17 protein-coding genes and 2 pseudogenes are annotated in these 18,098 nt (G+C 72.3%); 4 read left to right on the top strand and 15 right to left on the bottom strand.

The window, feature by feature from the left end; translation table 11 throughout:
- Positions 1-260: 260 nt before the first annotated feature.
- The 5 genes from ligA to ACSU6Z_RS20850 all read right to left on the bottom strand — a co-directional run bounded on the left by ligA (position 261) and on the right by ACSU6Z_RS20850 (position 5,610).
- Positions 261-2,456, bottom strand: coding sequence for an NAD-dependent DNA ligase LigA (gene ligA, locus ACSU6Z_RS20870; protein ID WP_437047726.1), 2,196 nt, complete (start codon positions 2,454-2,456; stop codon positions 261-263).
- A gap of 15 nt (positions 2,457-2,471) precedes the next feature.
- Complete coding sequence (locus ACSU6Z_RS20865) at positions 2,472-3,479, bottom strand: methionine synthase (protein WP_437047725.1); 1,008 nt, start codon at positions 3,477-3,479, stop codon at positions 2,472-2,474.
- A 74-nt stretch (positions 3,480-3,553) separates the two neighbouring features.
- Positions 3,554-4,243, bottom strand: a complete 690-nt coding sequence (locus tag ACSU6Z_RS20860; RefSeq protein WP_437047723.1) for an SDR family oxidoreductase — start codon at positions 4,241-4,243, stop codon at positions 3,554-3,556.
- A gap of 24 nt (positions 4,244-4,267) precedes the next feature.
- Positions 4,268-4,807 carry a TIGR00730 family Rossman fold protein gene (locus tag ACSU6Z_RS20855; RefSeq protein WP_437047721.1) on the bottom strand — a complete coding sequence of 180 codons (540 nt, stop codon included), beginning with the start codon at positions 4,805-4,807 and terminating at the stop codon, positions 4,268-4,270.
- Positions 4,804-5,610: a class I SAM-dependent methyltransferase gene (locus tag ACSU6Z_RS20850; RefSeq protein ID WP_437047719.1), complete on the bottom strand. Its 807-nt coding sequence runs from the start codon at positions 5,608-5,610 to the stop codon at positions 4,804-4,806. Before ACSU6Z_RS20850 ends, ACSU6Z_RS20855 begins: the two co-directional genes overlap by 4 nt.
- A gap of 112 nt (positions 5,611-5,722) precedes the next feature.
- Between ACSU6Z_RS20850 and ACSU6Z_RS20845 the strand changes: the two are divergent.
- Together ACSU6Z_RS20845 and ACSU6Z_RS20840 are read left to right on the top strand one after the other, a co-directional pair.
- A pseudogene (locus tag ACSU6Z_RS20845) lies at positions 5,723-6,045 on the top strand (DUF427 domain-containing protein).
- Positions 6,046-6,082: 37 nt separating this feature from the next.
- Positions 6,083-6,862, top strand: a complete 780-nt coding sequence (locus ACSU6Z_RS20840) for an alpha/beta fold hydrolase (protein ID WP_437047718.1) — start codon at positions 6,083-6,085, stop codon at positions 6,860-6,862.
- 89 nt (positions 6,863-6,951) lie between these two features.
- Here the strand turns inward: ACSU6Z_RS20840 and mnmA are convergent, their stop codons facing one another.
- Positions 6,952-8,082 (bottom strand): tRNA 2-thiouridine(34) synthase MnmA, encoded by a 1,131-nt coding sequence (gene mnmA, locus ACSU6Z_RS20835; RefSeq protein WP_437047716.1) that lies wholly within the window; start codon positions 8,080-8,082, stop codon positions 6,952-6,954.
- A gap of 60 nt (positions 8,083-8,142) precedes the next feature.
- Here mnmA and ACSU6Z_RS20830 point away from each other — a divergent pair, with 60 nt between their 5' ends.
- Positions 8,143-8,808 (top strand): N-acetylmuramoyl-L-alanine amidase, encoded by a 666-nt coding sequence (locus ACSU6Z_RS20830; protein ID WP_437047715.1) that lies wholly within the window; start codon positions 8,143-8,145, stop codon positions 8,806-8,808.
- Positions 8,809-8,926: 118 nt separating this feature from the next.
- Here ACSU6Z_RS20830 and ACSU6Z_RS20825 read toward each other — a convergent pair whose 3' ends face one another.
- The 3 genes from ACSU6Z_RS20825 to ACSU6Z_RS20815 form a co-directional block, all read right to left on the bottom strand.
- Complete coding sequence (locus ACSU6Z_RS20825) at positions 8,927-10,096, bottom strand: cysteine desulfurase family protein (RefSeq protein WP_437047714.1); 1,170 nt, start codon at positions 10,094-10,096, stop codon at positions 8,927-8,929.
- 114 nt (positions 10,097-10,210) lie between these two features.
- Positions 10,211-10,477, bottom strand: coding sequence for a DUF4190 domain-containing protein (locus tag ACSU6Z_RS20820; RefSeq protein ID WP_437047712.1), 267 nt, complete (start codon positions 10,475-10,477; stop codon positions 10,211-10,213).
- Positions 10,478-10,524: 47 nt separating this feature from the next.
- Positions 10,525-10,692, bottom strand: coding sequence for a hypothetical protein (locus tag ACSU6Z_RS20815; protein ID WP_437047710.1), 168 nt, complete (start codon positions 10,690-10,692; stop codon positions 10,525-10,527).
- A 113-nt stretch (positions 10,693-10,805) separates the two neighbouring features.
- Here ACSU6Z_RS20815 and ACSU6Z_RS20810 point away from each other — a divergent pair.
- Positions 10,806-11,003 (top strand): annotated as a pseudogene (locus tag ACSU6Z_RS20810) (TetR family transcriptional regulator); the annotation flags it as partial.
- 234 nt (positions 11,004-11,237) lie between these two features.
- Here ACSU6Z_RS20810 and ACSU6Z_RS20805 read toward each other — a convergent pair.
- The 6 genes from ACSU6Z_RS20805 to ACSU6Z_RS20780 all read right to left on the bottom strand — a co-directional run bounded on the left by ACSU6Z_RS20805 (position 11,238) and on the right by ACSU6Z_RS20780 (position 18,070).
- Positions 11,238-12,107: a thioesterase family protein gene (locus ACSU6Z_RS20805; protein WP_437047708.1), complete on the bottom strand. Its 870-nt coding sequence runs from the start codon at positions 12,105-12,107 to the stop codon at positions 11,238-11,240.
- Between the two features lie 60 nt (positions 12,108-12,167).
- Entirely contained in the window at positions 12,168-12,824 is a 657-nt protein-coding gene (locus tag ACSU6Z_RS20800) for a trimeric intracellular cation channel family protein (protein WP_437047707.1), read from the bottom strand.
- Positions 12,825-12,897: 73 nt separating this feature from the next.
- Positions 12,898-14,130: an ABC transporter ATP-binding protein gene (locus tag ACSU6Z_RS20795; RefSeq protein ID WP_437047705.1), complete on the bottom strand. Its 1,233-nt coding sequence runs from the start codon at positions 14,128-14,130 to the stop codon at positions 12,898-12,900.
- Positions 14,131-14,153: 23 nt separating this feature from the next.
- Positions 14,154-15,236, bottom strand: coding sequence for an ABC transporter ATP-binding protein (locus ACSU6Z_RS20790; RefSeq protein ID WP_437047703.1), 1,083 nt, complete (start codon positions 15,234-15,236; stop codon positions 14,154-14,156).
- Positions 15,233-16,243: an ABC transporter permease gene (locus tag ACSU6Z_RS20785; protein ID WP_437047701.1), complete on the bottom strand. Its 1,011-nt coding sequence runs from the start codon at positions 16,241-16,243 to the stop codon at positions 15,233-15,235. The genes ACSU6Z_RS20790 and ACSU6Z_RS20785 overlap by 4 nt, the downstream gene beginning before the upstream one ends.
- Before the next feature lie 90 nt (positions 16,244-16,333).
- Entirely contained in the window at positions 16,334-18,070 is a 1,737-nt protein-coding gene (locus ACSU6Z_RS20780; RefSeq protein WP_437050409.1) for an ABC transporter substrate-binding protein, read from the bottom strand.
- Positions 18,071-18,098: the final 28 nt, after the last annotated feature.

The following is an 18,098-nucleotide window of genomic DNA, read 5'->3' as shown; positions in this document are numbered from 1 at the left end:
TCCCGTCCCTCTCACAGCCGGCGGTGCCCACGCCACGCGACCCCCGCCGCGACCACCATCAACGGCGCCACGTTGGAAAACCCTTCCCCCCCGCTCCCGTGGAGCACGGGGATGCCCCGACCGCAGCTGGGCACGGCGGGCGCACACCTCAACAGTAGGCCGCGGAAGGCTTCCACGGGCAGCGGTCGTCGACGGTCGCCCGAATGCGCCCCGGCCACCCGTATGCATCTGATATGCACCGATCGAGTGGCCTTCAACCGCTATTCCCCGGACGGAAGTGCTACTTCCGCCGCGGCCTCGGGCCCTTGTTCGAGCAGGGTCCGGAAACCGTCCTCGTTCAGGACCGGAACCTTCAGCTGCACGGCCTTGTCGTATTTCGAGCCGGGGTTGTCCCCCACCACGACGAACGAGGTCTTCTTCGACACCGAACCGGTCACCTTCGCCCCCCTGTCCTGCAGAGCCTCCTTGGCACCGTCCCGGGTGAAGCGCTCCAGGGTGCCGGTGACGACGACGGTGAGCCCTTCCAGGGGGCGGGGTCCTTCGTCCTCCCCCGAACTCTCCTCCTCCATGCGGACGCCGGCGGCCTTCCACTTGCGCAGGATCTCCTGGTGCCACTCCTCGGCGAACCACTCCTTGAGGGAGGCGGCGATGACGGGCCCGACCCCGTCGGTGTTGGCCAGCTCCTCCTCGTCGGCCTGCTGGATACGGTCGATGGAGCGGAACTCGCGGGCCAGCGCCTCGGCGGCGACCGGGCCGACGTGACGGATCGACAGGCCGGTGAGGATCCGGGCCAGCGGGCGCTGCTTGGCGGCGGCGATGTTCTCCAGCATCGCCAGCGCGTTCTTCCTGGGCTTGCCCTCCTGGTTGGCAAAGACGGTGGCGATCTTCTCCTCGCCCGTCCTGGGGTCCCGCTTGGGCAGGCCGCTGTCCTGGTCGAGGACGTAGGCCTTGATGGGCAGCAGCTGCTCGACGGTGAGGTCGAACAGATCGCCCTCGTCCTTCAGCGGCGGCTCCGCGGGCTCCAGCGGCTTGGTGAGGGCCGCGGCGGCCACGTAGCCGAAGTGCTCGATGTCCAGCGCCTTGCGGCCGGCCAGGTAGAACAGGCGCTCGCGCAGCTGGGCGGGGCAGGTGCGGGCGTTGGGGCAGCGCAGGTCGACGTCGCCCTCCTTCATGGGCCGCAGCGGCGTGCCGCACTCGGGGCACTCGCTCGGCATCACGAACTCCCGCTCGCTGCCGTCGCGCAGGTCGGCCACCGGGCCGAGGATCTCCGGGATGACGTCACCGGCCTTGCGCAGTACCACCGTGTCGCCGATGAGGACGCCCTTGGCCTTGACCACGTCCTGGTTGTGCAGCGTGGCGAACTCGACCTCCGAGCCCGCGACGGTGACCGGCTCGACCTGGGCGAACGGCGTGACCCGGCCCGTACGGCCGACGCCCACGCGGATGTTGACGAGCTTGGTGTTGACCTCCTCCGGTGCGTACTTGTAGGCGATCGCCCAGCGCGGCGCGCGCGAGGTGGAGCCCAGGCGTCCCTGGAGCGGGATCTCGTCCAGCTTGATGACGGCCCCGTCGATCTCGTGCTCGACGGAGTGCCGGTGCTCGCCGTAGTACGCGATGAACTCCCGGACGCCGCCGAGGCCGTCGACCACCTTGTTGTGCCGGGAGGTGGGCAGGCCCCAGGTCCTCAGCAGGTCGTAGGCCTGGGACAGGCGGGCCGGACCCGTGAAGCCCTCCAGGGCGCCGATGCCGTGGACGACCATGTGCAGCGGGCGGGTGGCGGTGACGCGCGGGTCCTTCTGGCGCAGCGAACCGGCCGCGGCGTTGCGCGGGTTGGCGAAGGGCTTGTCGCCGGCCTCGACCAGGCGGCGGTTGAGCTCCTCGAACTTCTCCATCGGGAAGTAGACCTCGCCGCGGACCTCCACGAGGTCGGGGACCTCCTCCCCCTTCAGGCGCTCCGGGATCTCGGCGATGGTGCGGACGTTGGGCGTGATGTCCTCGCCGGTGCGGCCGTCGCCGCGGGTCGCCGCGCGGGTGAGGCGGCCGCGCTCGTAGGTGAGGTTGACGGCGAGGCCGTCGACCTTCAGCTCGCACAGGAAGTGGTAGGTCTGGTCGCCCAGTTCCCTGGCGATGCGCTCGGCCCAGGCGGCGAGCTCGTCGTCGTTGAAGGTGTTGTCCAGGGAGAGCATCCGCTGCCGGTGCTCGACCGCCGTGAACTCCGTCTCGTAGGAGCCGGAGACCTTCTGGGTCGGCGAGTCGGGCGTGCGCAGCTCGGGGTACTCCTCCTCCAGGGCCTCCAGGGAACGCAGCAGCCGGTCGAACTCCGCGTCGCTGACGACGGGGGCGTCCTTCACGTAGTACCGGAAGCGGTGCTCCTCGATCTGCTCAGCGAGCCGCACGTGCTTCTCGCGCGCCTCGGCGGGCACGTTCGTCGTCTCCGCCTGCTTGTCGCCGGCCACCGTGTCGTCCTCCCGTTACTCTGGGTTGTCCGCGAGGGATCTCGCCGCCCGGACGCAGTGGGCGAGCGCCCGGCGCGCGTACTCGGGGGACGCGCCCGCGAGTCCGCACGCCGGCGTGAGGGTGACCGCCCGGGCGAGAAGCCCCGGATGCAGTCCCAGCCTGCGCCACAGCGTCCTGACCCCCATGACGCTACCCGCAGGGTCCGACAATGGGCCGTCCGTGCCCGGCACGACACCGGCCAGCAGCCGGATGCCGCCCTCCACCGCCTCGCCGATCGCCTCGTCGTCACGCTCGGTCAGGAGGGAGAAGTCGAAGGAGACGCCCGCCGCGCCCGCCCGGCGCAGCAGGGCGAACGGGACGTCCGGGGCGCAGGAGTGGACCACGACCGGGCCGCCGTCGTGCACGCCGACGACGTCGCGGAGGGTGGACTCGACGACCTGCCGGTCGACGGCGCGGTGGGTGCGGTAGCCGCTGGCGGTCCTCACCCGGCCGTGCAGGACGGCGGTGAGGGACGGCTCGTCGAGCTGGAGCACGACCTGGGCCCCCGGGACCCGGCCGCGCACCTGCGCCAGGTGCAGGCGCAGTCCCTCGGCGAGGGAGGCGGCCAGGTCGCGGCAGGCACCGGCGTCGGAGAGGGCGGCCTCGCCGTTGCGCAGCTCCAGCGCGGCGGCCAGCGTCCAGGGACCGACGACCTGCACCTTCAGCGGTCCCTCGTAGCCCTGCGTGTACTCCTCCAGCGCGTCGAGGTCCTCGCGGAGCCAGGAGCGGGCCCGCCGGGTGTCCCGGCCGGGCCGGTCGCCGAGCCGCCAGCCGCTGGGCTCCACGCGCGCGTACAGCTCGACGAGCATCCCGGCGGTGCGGCCGATCATGTCGGCGCCGGGCCCGCGGGCGGGCAGCTCGGGCAGGAACGGGAAGTCCTCGAAGGTGCCGGTGGCGGTCTTGACCGCCTCACGCGCGTCCGTGCCCGGCATGGATCCGACGCCGGTGGCGGGACCGAACCTGAACTGGCTGTTTTCGCTCACCCCGGAAGAGTACGTAACCCTTCCGGGGAGGGTTCACCGGGCGGTCCGCCCGAGGGCGTGGCGGCCGGTGCCGGTCACCGCCCCGGGCGCACGGTCAGGTCGTTGACCTCCGCGTCCCTGGGCAGGTCCAGGGCCATCACCACGGTGGTGGCCACCGACTCGGGGTCGATCCACCTGGCCGGGTCGTACTCCTTGCCCTCCTGCTGGTGCACCTTGGCCTGCATGGGGCTGGCGGTGCGGCCCGGGTAGACGGACGTCACGCGGACGCCGTTGGCGTGCTCCTCCTGGCGCAGGGCGTCGGCCAGCGCCTTCAGGCCGTGCTTGGAGGCGGCGTACGCGGCCCACTCGGCGTGCGCGTGGAGCCCGGAGCCGGAGTTGACGAAGACCACGTGGCCCTGGGCGACCCGGAGCTGGGGCAGGAAGAGGCGGGTCAGCTCGGCGGGGGCGATCAGGTTGACGTCGATCTGGCGGCGCCAGGTCTTCGTGGTCAGCTCGCCGACCGGGCCGAGGTCGACCACGCCCGCGATGTGGAGCAGGGAGTCCACCCGGTCCGGCAGCGTCTGGTGCGACAGGGCCCAGGACAGCTTGTCGGGGTCGGCGAGGTCGCCCACCAGCGTCTTCGCACCGGGGAACGCGGCGGCGAGCTCCTTGGCGCGGGCCGCGTCGCGCGCGTGCAGCACCAGGTCGTCGCCGCGTGCGTGCAGGCGGCGGGCCACGGCCGCGCCGATGCCGGAACCCGCTCCGGTGATCACATGTGTAGCCATGTCCGCCATGCTCGCATCACCGGCTCACCCGATGCCCAGCGCCTCCTCCAGGTAGGCCAGCGCGCCCACCGGCTCCTCGGCGAAGAACACCAGCTCGGTCAGCGGGCGCGGCAGGAAGCCCTCGTCCTCCATGCGGCGGAACTGCTCCTTGAGCCCGTCGTAGAAGCCCGCGGTGTTCAGCAGCACGACCGGCTTGTCGGTGTGCCCGTGCTTCTTCAGCTCCAGGATCTCGGTCGCCTCGTCCAGCGTGCCGGTGCCACCCACCATGATCACCACGGCGTCGGCCTTCTCCAGCAGCAGCCGCTTGCGCTCGGCGAGGTCGCGGGCGATCACCATCTCCTCGACGCCCTCGCGGGCCCGGTCCGACAGGAACTCCACCGAGACGCCCAGGAGCCGCCCGCCCGCCTCCTCGACGCCGTCGGCGACCACCTTCATCAGCCCGACGTCCGAACCGCCCCACACCAGGGTGTGCCCGCCCTTGCCCATGAGCTCGGCGAACTCCCTGGCGGGACGGGTGTAGCGCTCGTCGAGGTCGGCGGCGGAGAGGAAGACGCAGATGTTCATCCCCCCACCGTACGGGCAGGCTCCGGCAGGGCGGTCACCCGGATCTTCGACTGGCGGTGCGGCAGCCGCTCCCAGTCGTCCATGAGGCGGGCCGCCAGGCCGTGCCGCGCGGCCAGGTCGACCAGGGTCTGCGTCCGGTAGTAGAAGTCCTCGTGCAGCACCTGGTGCTCCTCCCCCTCCGTTCGGTCGAACGTGAAGTCGAAGAAGCCGCCGGGTGCGAGGATCCGGCCGACGTGCGCGAAGCACTCCTCGATGACGTGCAGGGGCGAGTGGGAGAAGACGCTGTGCGCGTGCACGACGTCGAAGTGCCCCTCGGGCAGGAAGGCGAAGGTGAGGTCGTCGGCGAGCACCAGGTAGGGCAGCTTGGCCTGGAGCCCTTCCCGTACGAGGGTGTCCTGGGCGGCGAGCAGGATGTGCGGCGAGATGTCGATGCCGTAGTAGTGGCCGGTGTCGAGGTGGTCGATGAACAGGCGCCCGGCGCGCAGGTTGCCGCAGCCGATCTCCAGCATCCGGTGGTGCGGCTCCAGCCCGTGCCCCACCAGGTAGTCGAACTGCATCCGCCCGATCCGCGCCCACTGCTCGCGCGAGGGGTTGTGCCCCACGGCCGCCTCGGCGCCGCGGGCCGTGTCGGAGGCCATCACGGCCCGGTAGTAGGCGATGTGGTCGCCGCGGTGGCGCAGCCGCAGCAGGGCGTCGCGCACGGCCCGCCGGGCGTGGGCGGGAACGCGTCCGGGGTGGCGCAGGGCGTAGCGGACCTGGTGGGCGAGGCGGCTGCGGTTCCTGGCCGGGTGCACGGCTCCCATGGGACCTCCTCCTGCGGGTGCGCGCCGGGCGGGACGGCCCCGGCCGGGCGGGAAGAACTCCGCTTCAGCGTGCGCTGTACCGGAGGACTCGGCTACCCAAGGAGGGTCGATCGTGACCGGAGGGCACCACATCACCATCGAGCGGAGCGACCGGCACGTGCGCGTGGTGCACGGCGAGGAGGTGCTGGCCGAGAGCGACCGGCCGCTGCTCCTGCGGGAGACGGGCTGTCCCGACCGCTACTACATCCCGGCCGGGGACGTGCGCGTGGACCTGCTGACGCCGTCCGGGACGCGCACGCGCTGCCCCTACAAGGGCACCGCGTCGTACTGGTCGCTGCCGGGCGCGCCGGACGCGGTGTGGGCGTACCGGACCCGGAGCCGGACGTCGCGGAGATCAAGGACCACCTGTGCTTCTACGACGTGGATGTGTCGTGAGCCCCTGAACACGCCGCGTAGGGCAGTCTGCACAGACATGGAGAAGCAGACTCTTTCACGTGACGGCACACCGATCGCCTACGAGCGCACCGGGCGGGGCCCCGTGGTGGTCCTCGTGAGCGGCGCGCTGTCGACGGGGGCCACGCTGGCACCGCTGGCCGCCGAACTCTCGGGGCGCTTCGGCGTGGTCGTCTACGACCGCCGGGGCCGCGGCGGGAGCGGCGACACGCCGCCGTACGCGGTGGAGCGCGAGGTCGAGGACCTGGCGGCGCTGATCGAGGCGGAGGGCGGCGAGGCGTCGCTGTACGGCGTCTCGTCGGGCGGCGCGCTGGCCCTGCGGGCGGCGGCGGACGGGCTGCCGGTGCGCCGGGTCGCGGTCTACGAGGTGCCGTACGCCATGGACGACGCGGGCGCGAGGAGGCGCGCGGAGTACTCGCGGGCGCTGGAGGAAGCGCTGTCGCAGGGCCGTCGCGGGGACGCGGTCGAGTCGTTCCTCCGCTTCACCGGGCTGGGCGAGGAGGTCATCCGGGGCGCCCGTCAGTCCCCCATGTGGGCGAGCCTGGAGATCCTCGCGCCGAGCCTCGCGCAGGACGACGCCGTGCTGGGCGACGGGCGCCCGCCCCTGTCCCGGCTCGCCTCGGTCACCGCACCGGTGCTGGCCCTGGCGGGCGACGCGAGCCCGGCGTGGTTCGGCGAGGCGGCCCGGACGATCGCGGAGGCCGTCGGGGAGGGCACGTACCGCCCGGTGGAGCGGCAGACCCACATGGTGGAGCCGGGGGTGCTGGCGCCGGTGCTGGCGGAGTTCCTGGCCGGCTGACGGCCGCCCTCCCCCGGCCGCGGCACGCGCGTGGCGGCCGCCGGACACGCGCGAGCCCGAGGGCCGGCCGGGGAACCGGCGGGGCCGGTTCAGGCCGCGCCGGCCGTAGCGCGGGCGGTGGAGGCGATCGTCGCCGAGCCCACCACGCGCGTGCCGTCGTACAGCACGATCGCCTGGCCGGGGGCCACGCCGCGGACCGGCTCGGTGAAGCGCACGCGCAGCTCGCCGTCGACGACCTCGGCGCTCACCTCGGTCTCGTCGCCGTGGGCGCGCAGCTGGGCGGTGTAGGTGCCGGGGCCGGTGGGGGCCGCGCCGCACCAGCGCGGCCTGATCGCGGTCAGGGCGGTGACGTCCAGGGCGGCGGCCGGGCCGACCGTGACGGTGTTGGTCACCGGGGAGATGTCGAGGACGTAGCGGGGCTTGCCGTCGGGGGCGGGGGTGCCGATCCGCAGGCCCTTGCGCTGGCCGATGGTGAAGCCGTACGCGCCCTCGTGGGTGCCGAGCTTGTTGCCGGCCTCGTCGACGATGTCGCCCTCGGCCCTGCCCAGCCGCCTGGCCAGGAAGCCCTGGGTGTCGCCGTCGGCGATGAAGCAGATGTCGTGGGAGTCGGGCTTCTTCGCGACCGCCAGGCCCCGCCGCTCGGCCTCCGCGCGGATCTCCTCCTTGGTGGTGACCGTGTCGCCGAGGGGGAACATCGCGTGCGCGAGCTGGCGGTCGTCCAGTACGCCGAGGACGTAGGACTGGTCCTTGGCCAGGTCGGAGGCGCGGTGCAGTTCGCGCGTGCCGTCCTCGTTCACGATCACCTTGGCGTAGTGGCCGGTGCAGACGGCGTCGAAGCCGAGGGCGAGGGCCTTGTCCAGCAGCGCGGCGAACTTGATCTTCTCGTTGCAGCGCAGGCACGGGTTCGGGGTGCGGCCGGCCTCGTACTCGGCGACGAAGTCCTCGACGACGTCCTCGCGGAAGCGGTCGGCGAGGTCCCACACGTAGAACGGGATGCCGATGACGTCCGCGGCGCGGCGGGCGTCGCGCGAGTCCTCGATGGTGCAGCAGCCGCGCGCGCCCGTGCGGAACGACTGCGGGTTCGCGGAGAGCGCGAGGTGGACGCCGGTCACGTCGTGGCCCGCCTCGGCCGCGCGGGCGGCGGCGACGGCTGAGTCGACTCCGCCGGACATGGCGGCCAGGACGCGGAGGGGGCGGGTGCGCTGCGGGGTGTCAGTCATAACCCCTCCAGGGTACGGGGGCGCGGGAACCGGGGCCGCCGGGTAGGCGTTCACGGCTACATGGGCGCGAGACAGGCAGCGAAGGACGGGGACCGGCGCATGGGCCGGCGGGCCCTGATCGTCGGCGGGGCGGCGGCGGCCGTGGGGGCGGCGGTGCTGGCGCGGGACGAGCTGGGCCGCCTGTGGTGGCGGGCGCCCGGCGTCGACAAGCCGCGCACGGAGGGCGAGGTCGACTACGGCGGTGCCCGCTGGGTGGCGGCGTCGGAGGCGAACTGGCGGCGCGCGGACCGGCCCGCGGACTTCGGCATAGACATGGTGGTCGTCCATGTCACCCAGGGCAGCTTCGCGAGCGCGGTGAGGGCGTTCCAGGACCCGGCGCACCAGGCGGCCACGCACTACATCGTCGGTCAGGACGGCCGCGTCACGCAGATGATCCGCGAGCTGGACGTGGCCTACCACGCGGGCAACCGCGCCTACAACGAGCGCAGCATCGGCATCGAGCACGAGGGGTTCGTCGACCGGCCGCAGGACTTCACCGCCGCGATGTACGAGGCGTCGGCGCGGCTGACGGCCGGGATCTGCGCGCGGTACGGCATCCCGGTGGACCGCGAGCACATCATCGGCCACGTGGAGGTGCCGGGCACGGACCACACCGATCCGGGCCCGCACTGGGACTGGGACCGGTATCTGCGGCTGGTGCGGCGGGCGCGTACGGCGCCCGCGTGAGGCGGGCCCGCCGGGGCGGGGCGCGGACCGGGGAGGGCGTCGCAGGCGGCGGCGCCGAAGCGGTACGGGGGCCTCGGGGGCGTCGGCCGTGGACGCGGTGGGGACGCGGTGGGTGCCCTTACGTCAGGCCCGCGGCCCGGGCCCGTTCCACCGCCGGTCCGATGGCCTTGGCGACCGCCTCGACGTCGGCCTCGGTGGAGGTGTGGCCCAGGGAGAAGCGGAGGGTGCCGCGGGCCAGGTCGGGGTCGGTGCCGGTGGCCAGCAGGACGTGGCTGGGCTGGGCGACGCCCGCGGTGCAGGCGGAGCCGGTGGAGCACTCGATGCCCTGGGCGTCGAGGAGGAGGAGCAGCGAGTCGCCCTCGCAGCCGGGGAAGGTGAAGTGGGCGTTGGCCGGGAGGCGGCCCTCGGGGGACGGGTCGCCGCCGAGGATCGCGTCGGGGACGGCGGTGCGGACCGCGGTGATCAGGTCGTCGCGCAGGGCGCCGATCTCGCGGGCGAACCACTCGCGCTGCTCGACGGCGAGCCGGCCGGCGACCGCGAAGGAGGCGATGGCCGGTACGTCGAGGGTGCCGGAGCGGACGTGGCGTTCCTGGCCGCCGCCGTGCAGGACGGGGACGGGGCTGTACTCGCGGCCCAGGACCAGCGCGCCGATCCCGTACGGACCGCCGATCTTGTGGCCGGACACCGTCATCGCGGCGAGCCCGGAGGCGGCGAAGCCGACCGGGAGCTGACCGACGGCCTGGACGGCGTCGGCGTGCAGCGGGACGCCGAACTCGGCTGCCACGTCGGCCAGTTCACGGACCGGCATGACCGTGCCGATCTCGTTGTTCGCCCACATGACGGTGGCCAGGGCGACGTCGTCGGGGTTGCGGGCGATGGCCTCGCGCAGTGCCTCGGGGTGGACGCGGCCGTAGCGGTCCACCGGGAGGTACTCGACGGTGGCGCCCTCGTGCTCGCCGAGCCAGTGGACGGCGTCCAGGACGGCGTGGTGCTCGACGGGGCCGGCCAGGACGCGGGTGCGGGCCGGGTCGGCGTCGCGGCGGGCCCAGTACAGGCCCTTGACGGCGAGGTTGTCGGCCTCGGTGCCGCCGGAGGTGAAGACGACCTCGCTGGGGCGGGCGCCGAGGGCTTCGGCGAGGGTCTCGCGGGCCTCCTCGACCGTACGGCGGGCGCGGCGGCCGGATGCGTGGAGGGAGGAGGCGTTGCCGGTGACGCCCAGGTGCGCGGTGAGTGCCTCGACTGCCTCGGGAAGCATCGGGGTGGTCGCGGCGTGGTCGAGGTAAGCCATGGTGACGCCGATTCTACGGGGCGCCCCCGGCGGGGCTCAGGCCGCGGTTGGCCGGGGCGGCGGCCGGGACGCGTTCCGGCCGGGGCGGGCGCGGCCCGCGGGCCCGGGGCGGCCTCAGAAGCCCCACGACAGCGTGTGGTCCGCTCGCATGAACACGGCCAGGACCAGCAGGTCCGCGGCGCCCAGGGCGAGCCCGAGGCGCGCACGGCCGCGGCGGGCGGTGCCGCGCCGCAGGGCCGCGCAGGCCAGGGCGAGGGCGAGGGGCCCGAGGACGACGTTGAAGACGAGCAGGCCGAGCAGGCCCAGGACGAAGGAGGCCACGGCCATGCCGTCGGCGTCGCGCAGGCCGGTCGGGCGGCGGGCCGGTGCGGTGGGGTTCACGGTGCTCGGCTCCTGACGGTCGGAGGGGGCCTCGTGCGCGGGGGCGGTCAGCGGGCGGACGTGCCCCGGCGGCGGCCGTGCCGCTCGCGCAGTGCGAAGACGCCGAGCCAGAGGGCGATGACGACGCCGGCGGCGACGGAGAAGGGGAGCGGCGCGTGGGCCACGGTGCCCAGTACCACGCCGAGGAGCAGGAACGCTGCGACGAGGAAGAGCACGGCCGGGAACCCCCAGTTCGGTGAACGACTGTAGTCACATTTGCTCACCGAGTACCCGGACCAATGCCCGTGACGACTTCTCCATCCCGGGGAACGGTCGTCGGCTGCATGGCATGAGTCACACCCTCGGCGTCCGGCGGGCCCAGAAGCGGAGGACCCGGCGGGCCTCCCTGGACGCGGCACCGGTGCTGCTGGAGGAGCAGAGCCTGAGCGGTCCGGGCCTGCGCGAGGTCACGCGCGCCGCCGGTGTCTCGCCGACCGCCTTCCACCGCCACTTCCGCTCCACGGCGGACCTCGGGGTGGCCCTGGTCGGGAGGCGCTGAACGCCCCCGGGGAGGAGTGGGCGCGCGTCGCCCGGGTCGCGGCCCGCCGGCTGCGGCTCGTCGGCACCGGCCGTCACCACTGGCTGGACCGATCGCCCACCCCGGGACCGATCGCCCACCCCGGGACCGGTGCCGGCACCCCGCCCGCGTCGCGGGCGGGGACGGGCGCGGCGCGCCTTCCCGCGGGCGGCGGCCGTCCCGGGCCCGGGACGGCCGGGACGGTCAGCCGAGCCTGGCCCGGGCCAGCTGCCGGGACTGCGCCACCAGCCGGCCGGCGTCGTCCCACACCTCGGCGTCCTCCTCCAGGAAGCCGCCGGCGAGGTTGCGGGTGGTGATCGACACCCGCAGCGGACCCGGCGCCGGGCGGCGGCGCACATGCACGGTCAGCTCGACCGTGGGCACCCAGCCGGACAGTCCCAGCTCGAACGCGGTCGGGGGCAGCGCGTCCACCGCCAGCAGCAGCGAGAAGGGGTCGGCGTCCCGGCCGTCGGCGAGGCCGAACCAGCCCCGCATCTCACCCCTGCCCGACGGCCGCCCGAGCGCCCAGCCGAGCGTGGCCGGGTCCAGCTTGAGCATCAGCCGGTCGGTGATGGCGGAGCTGCCGGGAACGGGGGCGGGGCCGTCCTCGGGGCCGAGGCACTGCTCGATGGGCGGGATGGCGGGCGGCTCGGCCGTCGTGCGGACGTCGTCGGGCAGCGCGTCCAGGTCGCCGTAGGAGGCCAGGACGCGGACGCGCTCGACCTCGCGGCCCTCCTCGTCGTACTGGAGGAGCGAGGCCTGTCCGGTCGACAGCGTCCGGCCGGTGCGCACGACCTCGGTGCGGACCACGGCCGGGCCCGGCCGGGAGGCGGTCAGGTAGTGCGCCGAGACGGTGAAGGGGTCCGGGTGCGGCAGGGCGTCCGCGAGCGCGCGGCCCAGGACGGCCAGCAGATAACCGCCGTTGACGGCGTTGACGATCGTCCAGCCGGCGGAGAGGTCGATGTCGTAGAGGCCGGGGACGCCGGGCTCGCGCCGGGTGACGGCGGTGTCGCGGTCGAACTCGCTGTCGCCGATGGTGGCCCGCGCGGCCGGCGCGGAGGCTGCTTCTGGCATGGCCGAACGCTACAACAACAAAATACTAAGCGGTAGCTTTCGGTGATGCGCCGGTGGACCCTACTCCTCCCGCGCCTCCGAGCGGCGGTTCCACGCCCGCGGGGCCCGCCAGTGGAACCGCATGGCGAGCAGGCGCAGTACGAAGGCGGTGACCGCCGCGAGGCCGCTGGTGACCGGGGTGAGCGCGTCGTAGCGGATGCACAGCGCGACCAGGGCGGCGCCGACCGTCGCCGGCACGGCGTACAGGTCGCGGTCCCAGCGCAGCAGCGACGGCACCTCGTTGGCGAGCACGTCCCGCAGCACGCCGCCGCCCACCGCGGTCGCCAGGCCCAGGCAGGCGGAGGCGGTCAGCCCGAGTCCGTACTCGTACGCCTTGGTCGTCCCGGCCACGCAGAACAGGCCCAGGCCCGCCGCGTCGAAGACGTTCACGCCGGTCTGGATGCGCTCCACGTGCGGGTGGAGGAAGAAGACCAGGGCGGCGGCGAGCAGCGGGGTGACGAAGTACCCCAGGTCCGTGAAGGCCGCGGGCGGTACGGCCCCGATGACCAGGTCCCGGAACAGCCCGCCGCCGAGTGCGGTGACCTCGGCGAGGACGGCGATGCCGAACACGTCGAAGTTCTTGCGGACGGCCAGCAGCGCGCCGGAGATCGCGAAGACGAAGATGCCGATCAGGTCGAGCGTGTGCTGGACGGACGGGCTGAACAGTTGCTGGAGCACCCTGTCATTCTCACCCGTCGGCGAGCCCCCGCCTTGCAAACGAAGGCGGGGGCTCGCTGGACAGCAGGGCGTGCTACTTGTCCGTGGTCTTCCCGCCGGCCCCCTCGGCGGGCGTCTCCCCGGCGGGCGTCTCCTCGGCGTCCGCGCCGGTCCCCGCCTCCGCGGCCACCGCCTTCGCCGCCCCGGCCGGCTCCTTCTCCGGTACCGGCTCCGCCGCCTTCCCGGCCGCGGACAGCAGGACCGTGTCCTGCGGGGCCTGGTCCTCGAAGTCCTCCGGGTGGTGGCAGGCCACCCGCTGGCCGGGCCGCAGCTCCTTCAGCGGCGGCTCGGTGGTCCTGCAGATCTCCGTCGCCTTCCAGCACCGAGTGTGGAAGCGGCAGCCGCTGGGCGGGGAGATCGGCGACGGCACGTCGCCCTTGAGCAGGATCCGCTCGCTCCTGGCCGACTTGCGCGCCGGGTCCGGGATCGGCACCGCCGACAGCAGGGCCTTGGTGTACGGGTGCATCGGCGACTTGTAGAGCAGGTCGCGGTCGGCCAGCTCCACGATCTTGCCGAGGTACATCACCGCGATCCGGTCCGAGACGTGCCGGACGACCGACAGGTCGTGCGCGATGATCACGTACGTCAGGCCGAGCTCCTCCTGGAGGTCGTCCAGCAGGTTCACCACCTGCGCCTGGATCGACACGTCCAGCGCGGAGACCGGCTCGTCGGCCACGACCAGCTTCGGGTTGAGCGCGAGGGCGCGGGCGATGCCGATGCGCTGGCGCTGGCCGCCGGAGAACTCGTGCGGATAGCGGTTGTAGTGCTCGGGGTTGAGTCCGACCACCGACAGCAGCCGCTGCACCTCCTTCTTGACGCCGCCCTCGGGCTCGACGCCCTGGAGCTTGAAGGGGGCGCCGACGATGGTGCCGATGGTGTGGCGCGGGTTCAGCGACGAGTACGGGTCCTGGAAGATCATCTGCACGTCGCGGCGCAGCGGACGCATGCCGCTCACCCCGAGGTGCGTGATGTCCCTGCCCTCGAACTCGACCTTGCCGGCGGTCGGCTCCAGCAGCCGGGTGATCAGCCGGCCCATGGTCGACTTGCCGCAGCCGGACTCGCCCACGACGCCCAGGGTCTCACCGGAGCGGACCTCGAAGTCGATGCCGTCGACCGCGTGCACCGCGCCGGTCTGCCGCTGGAACAGCCCCTTCTTGATGGGGAAGTGCTTCTGCAGGCCGGTCACCCTCAGCAGGACCTCGCCGGGGGCGGCGTCCTCGGCGGGGGCGGCGGACCCGGCGCCCTTGCTCTGTGCAGGAAGGGCCACTGCTTCGTCCTTGGCGTTCTCGCTCACAGCTTCGGCGCAATCTCTTCGGTCCAGATACGCTCCCGCTGCTCCTGCGACAGGTGGCAGGCGGCCCAGTGCCTGCTGCCGACCTCGGTCAGCTCGGGGCGGACCGTGCGGGTGACGTCGTCCTTGGGCACGTCGGCGTACGGGCAGCGCGGGTTGAAGGCGCAGCCGGACGGGACGTCGATGAGGGAGGGCGGGGAGCCCTTGACCGGGATGAGGCGGTCGGTCTGGTCACGGTCGAGGCGGGGCATCGAACCGAGCAGGCCCCAGGTGTAGGGGTGGCGGGGGCTGGAGAAGACCGCCTCGGCCGGTCCGCGTTCCACGCATCGGCCGCCGTACATGACCAGCAGGTCGTCGGCCATCTCGGCCACGACGCCCAGGTCGTGCGTGATCATGATGACCGCGGAGCCGAACTCCTTCTGCAGGTCCCGGATCAGGTCGAGGATCTGCGCCTGCACGGTGACGTCCAGGGCGGTGGTCGGCTCGTCGGCGATGAGCAGCTCCGGGTTGTTCACCAGCGCCATGGCGATCATCGCGCGCTGGCGCATGCCGCCGGAGAACTCGTGCGGATAGCTGCCCACCCGCTTGGCGGGCTCCGGGATGCCCACGCGGTCCAGCATCTCGACGGCGCGCTGACGCGCGGCCTTCTTGCTGACGTCGTGGTGGACGCGGTACGCCTCGACGATCTGCTGCCCCACCGTGTAGTAGGGGTGCATCGCCGACAGCGGGTCCTGGAAGATCATCGCCATCTTCCGGCCCCGCAGCCGCCGCACCTCGTCGGGGTCGGCGCCGATCAGTTCCCGGCCGTCGAGCCACACCTCGCCGGAGACCTTGGCGCGCGCCGAGCGGTGCAGGCCCATCACGCCGAGCGAGGTGACGGACTTGCCGGAGCCGGATTCGCCGACGATGCCCAGGGTCTGGCCCCGCCGCACGTCGAAGCTGACTCCGTCCACGGACTTGACCAAGCCGTCGTCCGTGTCGAAGTGGATGCGCAGATCGCGTACGGACAGGAACCCGGCGTCCGCGCCGGGCGGGGCGGCGGCGGCCGGTTCGCCGAGCGCGGCCTTGTCGAGCTTGCTCACGAGTACCTCACCCGGGGGTCGATGGCGGCGTACACCAAGTCGACGACGAGATTGCAGAAGACGATGAAGAACGCGGCGACCAGGGTCACGCCCATGACGATGGGCAGGTCGTTGTCCTTGATGGACTGGACGGCGTAGGCGCCGATGCCCTGCAGGGAGAAGACGGTCTCGGTGAGCACCGCGGAGCCGATGAGGGTGCCGAAGTCCATGCCGAAGATGGTGACGATCGGGGTCAGCGCGGCGCGCAGGCCGTGCTTGGCCACCACCGTGGTCTCCCTGAGGCCCTTGGCCCTGGCCGTCCGGATGTAGTCCTCGCCCATGGTCTCCAACATGCCCGCACGGGTGAGCCGGGCGTAGAGCGCGGAGAAGAGGAACGCCAGGCTGATCCAGGGCAGCAGCAGGTGCCAGGCCCAGTCCACGGGGTTCTCGGTGAACGGTACGTAGTCGATGCCGTCCCAGATGGGGATCTCGTAGACGAAGAGCGCGTTCAGCACCTGGCCGGTGAAGAAGATCGGGAGCGAGACGCCGGCGAGCGCGATGAACATCGAGACGCGGTCGACGGGCTTGCCCTTGCGCAGCGCCGAGATCACGCCGGTCGTCACGCCGAAGAGCAGCCAGACCGCCGCGGCGCCGATCGCCAGGGAGAAGGAGACCGGTATTCGCTCCAGGAGCTGGGGCCACACCTCGACGTGGCTCTTGAAGGAGTACCCGAAACACGGTGCGTCGCAGTGCGTCGCGTCGGGGCCGAACTTGTAGTCGGCGCCCACCACGAGGCCCTTGAGGTAATCCCAGTACTGGACGTAGAGGGGCTGGTCGAGTCCCAGGTTCTGCTTGATCGCGGCGACGGACTCCGGGTTGGCGTCCTTGCCGACGTACTGGGTGGCCAGCTGGGTGGCTGTCTGGCCGCCCAGGCGGGGGACCAGGAAGAAGATCGCGAAGGTGACTGCGCTGACCACCAGCAGCAACAGCACCGCGCCCATGACGCGTCGGAGGATGTACGCAGCCACAGCTGTACGGCTCCGGGTGGCCGGAGCGGGTGGTGCCCGCTCCGGCCGCCCGGTGCCTTCACCTGCCTTTCGGGAAATCCTGGCCTGCTGTTACTTGGAAGCGCTCATCAGCAGGTAGTCGTACATGCCGAGGTAGGCCTGCGTGACGGTGACGTTGGACGCGGAGGCTGGCCGCAGCAGCAGGTTCTTGCGGTAGACCAGCGGAACGACCGAGGCGTTGTCGAGCACCATCTTGTCGATGTCGCCCCAGGCCTTGGTGCGGGCGGCGTCGTCGGTGTTGGCGATGGCGTCCTTCAGGGCCTTGTTGATCTTCGGGTCGTCCAGTTCCATCAGGTTGTTGCCGCCGGAGGGCTTGATGGCGGCGCCGTTGACGACCTGGTCGAGGAAGCCGTAGCCGGTCGGCCAGTCGGCGCCCCAGGCCATCGACAGCATGCCGAGCTTGTGCTCGTGGACGTAGCTGGGGACACCGGCGAAGTTGGAGAAGTACTTGCCGGAGGGGAACTGCTTGATCTCGACGTTGATGCCCACGCCCTTCAGCGAGTTCTGGACGGCCGTGGCGGCCGCGATCTCGGAGGGACGGTCGGAGCGGGCCGTCAGGATCGTGGAGAAGCCGTTCGGCTTGCCGCACGCCTTCAGCTCCTCCTTGGCCTTGGCCTGGTCACCCTTGTGGCCCTCGGTCGCGTAGGTGTCGAACTTCGTGTAGCCGTTGACCGACGGGGGCAGCAGCGTGGTGGCCACGTCGCCCTTGGGCAGGCCGCCCATGGCGTCGAGCACGGACTGCTTGTCCAGGGCCCACTGCACGGCCTTGCGGCAGTGGATGTTGTCGAACGGCTTCACGTGCAGGTTCAGGGCGATGTACTGCGTGGCGCCGGCGTAGGAGCTGTCGGTCTGGTCCGCGTACTTGCCGCGCAGCACCTTCGGCTGGGTCTGCGGCTGCACACCCGTGCCGGCGGCGTCGGCCGTGATCTTGTCGGCGAGCAGGTTGTTGTCGACCGTGACCGGGTTGACCTTGAACTTGATCGTGATCTTGTCCGGCAGGGCCTTGCGAATCGGGTCCGTCTTCGGGTCCCACTGCGGGTTGCGCACGAGGGTGGCGCCGCGGCCCTCCTCGTACGACTGGAACTGGTAGGGACCGGAGGACACGATGTGCTGCACGTACTTCGCGCCGTCGTCCTTGGCCCGCGGCACCGGCGCCGTCTGCGAGAACGTCGCCAGGTAGTCGAAGTCGGCGAAGGGCTGCTTCAGCTTGAAGACGATCGTGTGGTCGTCCGGCGTCTCGATGGACTTCAGGCCATCGGGCGATTTGTCCTTGTACGGGCCCTTGTACTCGTCGCCGCCCACCAGGTACGCCTTGAAGTAGGTGGGGCCGTTGGACAGCGCCTCGGGCGCGAAGTTGGACCGCTCGATGGCGTACTTCACGTCCTTCGAGGTCACCGGCGTGCCGTCCTGGAACTTCACGCCCTTGCGCAGCTTGTACGTCCAGGTCTTGGCGTCGGCGCTGGGCGTGCCGAGGGACTCGGCCAGGTCCGGGACGACCGTGAGGCCCTCCTTGCCCGCCGCGGGCTTGAAGGTGGTGAGCGTCCGGCCGTAGAGCCGGGAGAAGTTCTGCACCCAGCCGTAGTAGGTGTTGCCCGGGTCGAGGGAGTCCGGCACGTCCGAGTGCTCGTACGCGACCGTTCCCCCCTTCTTGTCCGACGCGTTGACGATGCCGGTGAGCGCCGCGTCCTTCTTGGCGCTGCCCCCCTTGCCGTCGTTGTCGTCGCCCCCGCCGCTGCACGCGGCAGCGCCCAGCGAGAGCGCCAGGACCGACGCCACCGCGGCGGTCACCCTTCTCGTCTTCACCTGAAAAAGCCCC

Origin of the sequence: Streptomyces sp. enrichment culture, from assembly GCF_964273145.1 — a bacterium.
Lineage (GTDB): Bacteria > Actinomycetota > Actinomycetes > Streptomycetales > Streptomycetaceae > Streptomyces.
This window is presented reverse-complemented; position numbering and strand designations above follow the sequence as displayed.

Bases quoted from the DNA above. Each gene is read 5' to 3' on its own strand.
- ACSU6Z_RS20805 (WP_437047708.1), bottom strand. From the start codon at position 12,107: ATGCCAGAAGCAGCCTCCGCGCCGGCCGCGCGGGCCACCATCGGCGAC.
- ACSU6Z_RS20825 (WP_437047714.1), bottom strand. From the start codon at position 10,096: ATGGCTTACCTCGACCACGCCGCGACCACCCCGATGCTTCCCGAGGCA.
- ACSU6Z_RS20855 (WP_437047721.1), bottom strand. From the start codon at position 4,807: ATGAACATCTGCGTCTTCCTCTCCGCCGCCGACCTCGACGAGCGCTAC.
- ACSU6Z_RS20850 (WP_437047719.1), bottom strand. From the start codon at position 5,610: ATGGGAGCCGTGCACCCGGCCAGGAACCGCAGCCGCCTCGCCCACCAG.
- ACSU6Z_RS20840 (WP_437047718.1), top strand. From the start codon at position 6,083: ATGGAGAAGCAGACTCTTTCACGTGACGGCACACCGATCGCCTACGAG.
- ACSU6Z_RS20860 (WP_437047723.1), bottom strand. From the start codon at position 4,243: ATGGCTACACATGTGATCACCGGAGCGGGTTCCGGCATCGGCGCGGCC.
- mnmA (WP_437047716.1), bottom strand. From the start codon at position 8,082: ATGACTGACACCCCGCAGCGCACCCGCCCCCTCCGCGTCCTGGCCGCC.
- ACSU6Z_RS20830 (WP_437047715.1), top strand. From the start codon at position 8,143: ATGGGCGCGAGACAGGCAGCGAAGGACGGGGACCGGCGCATGGGCCGG.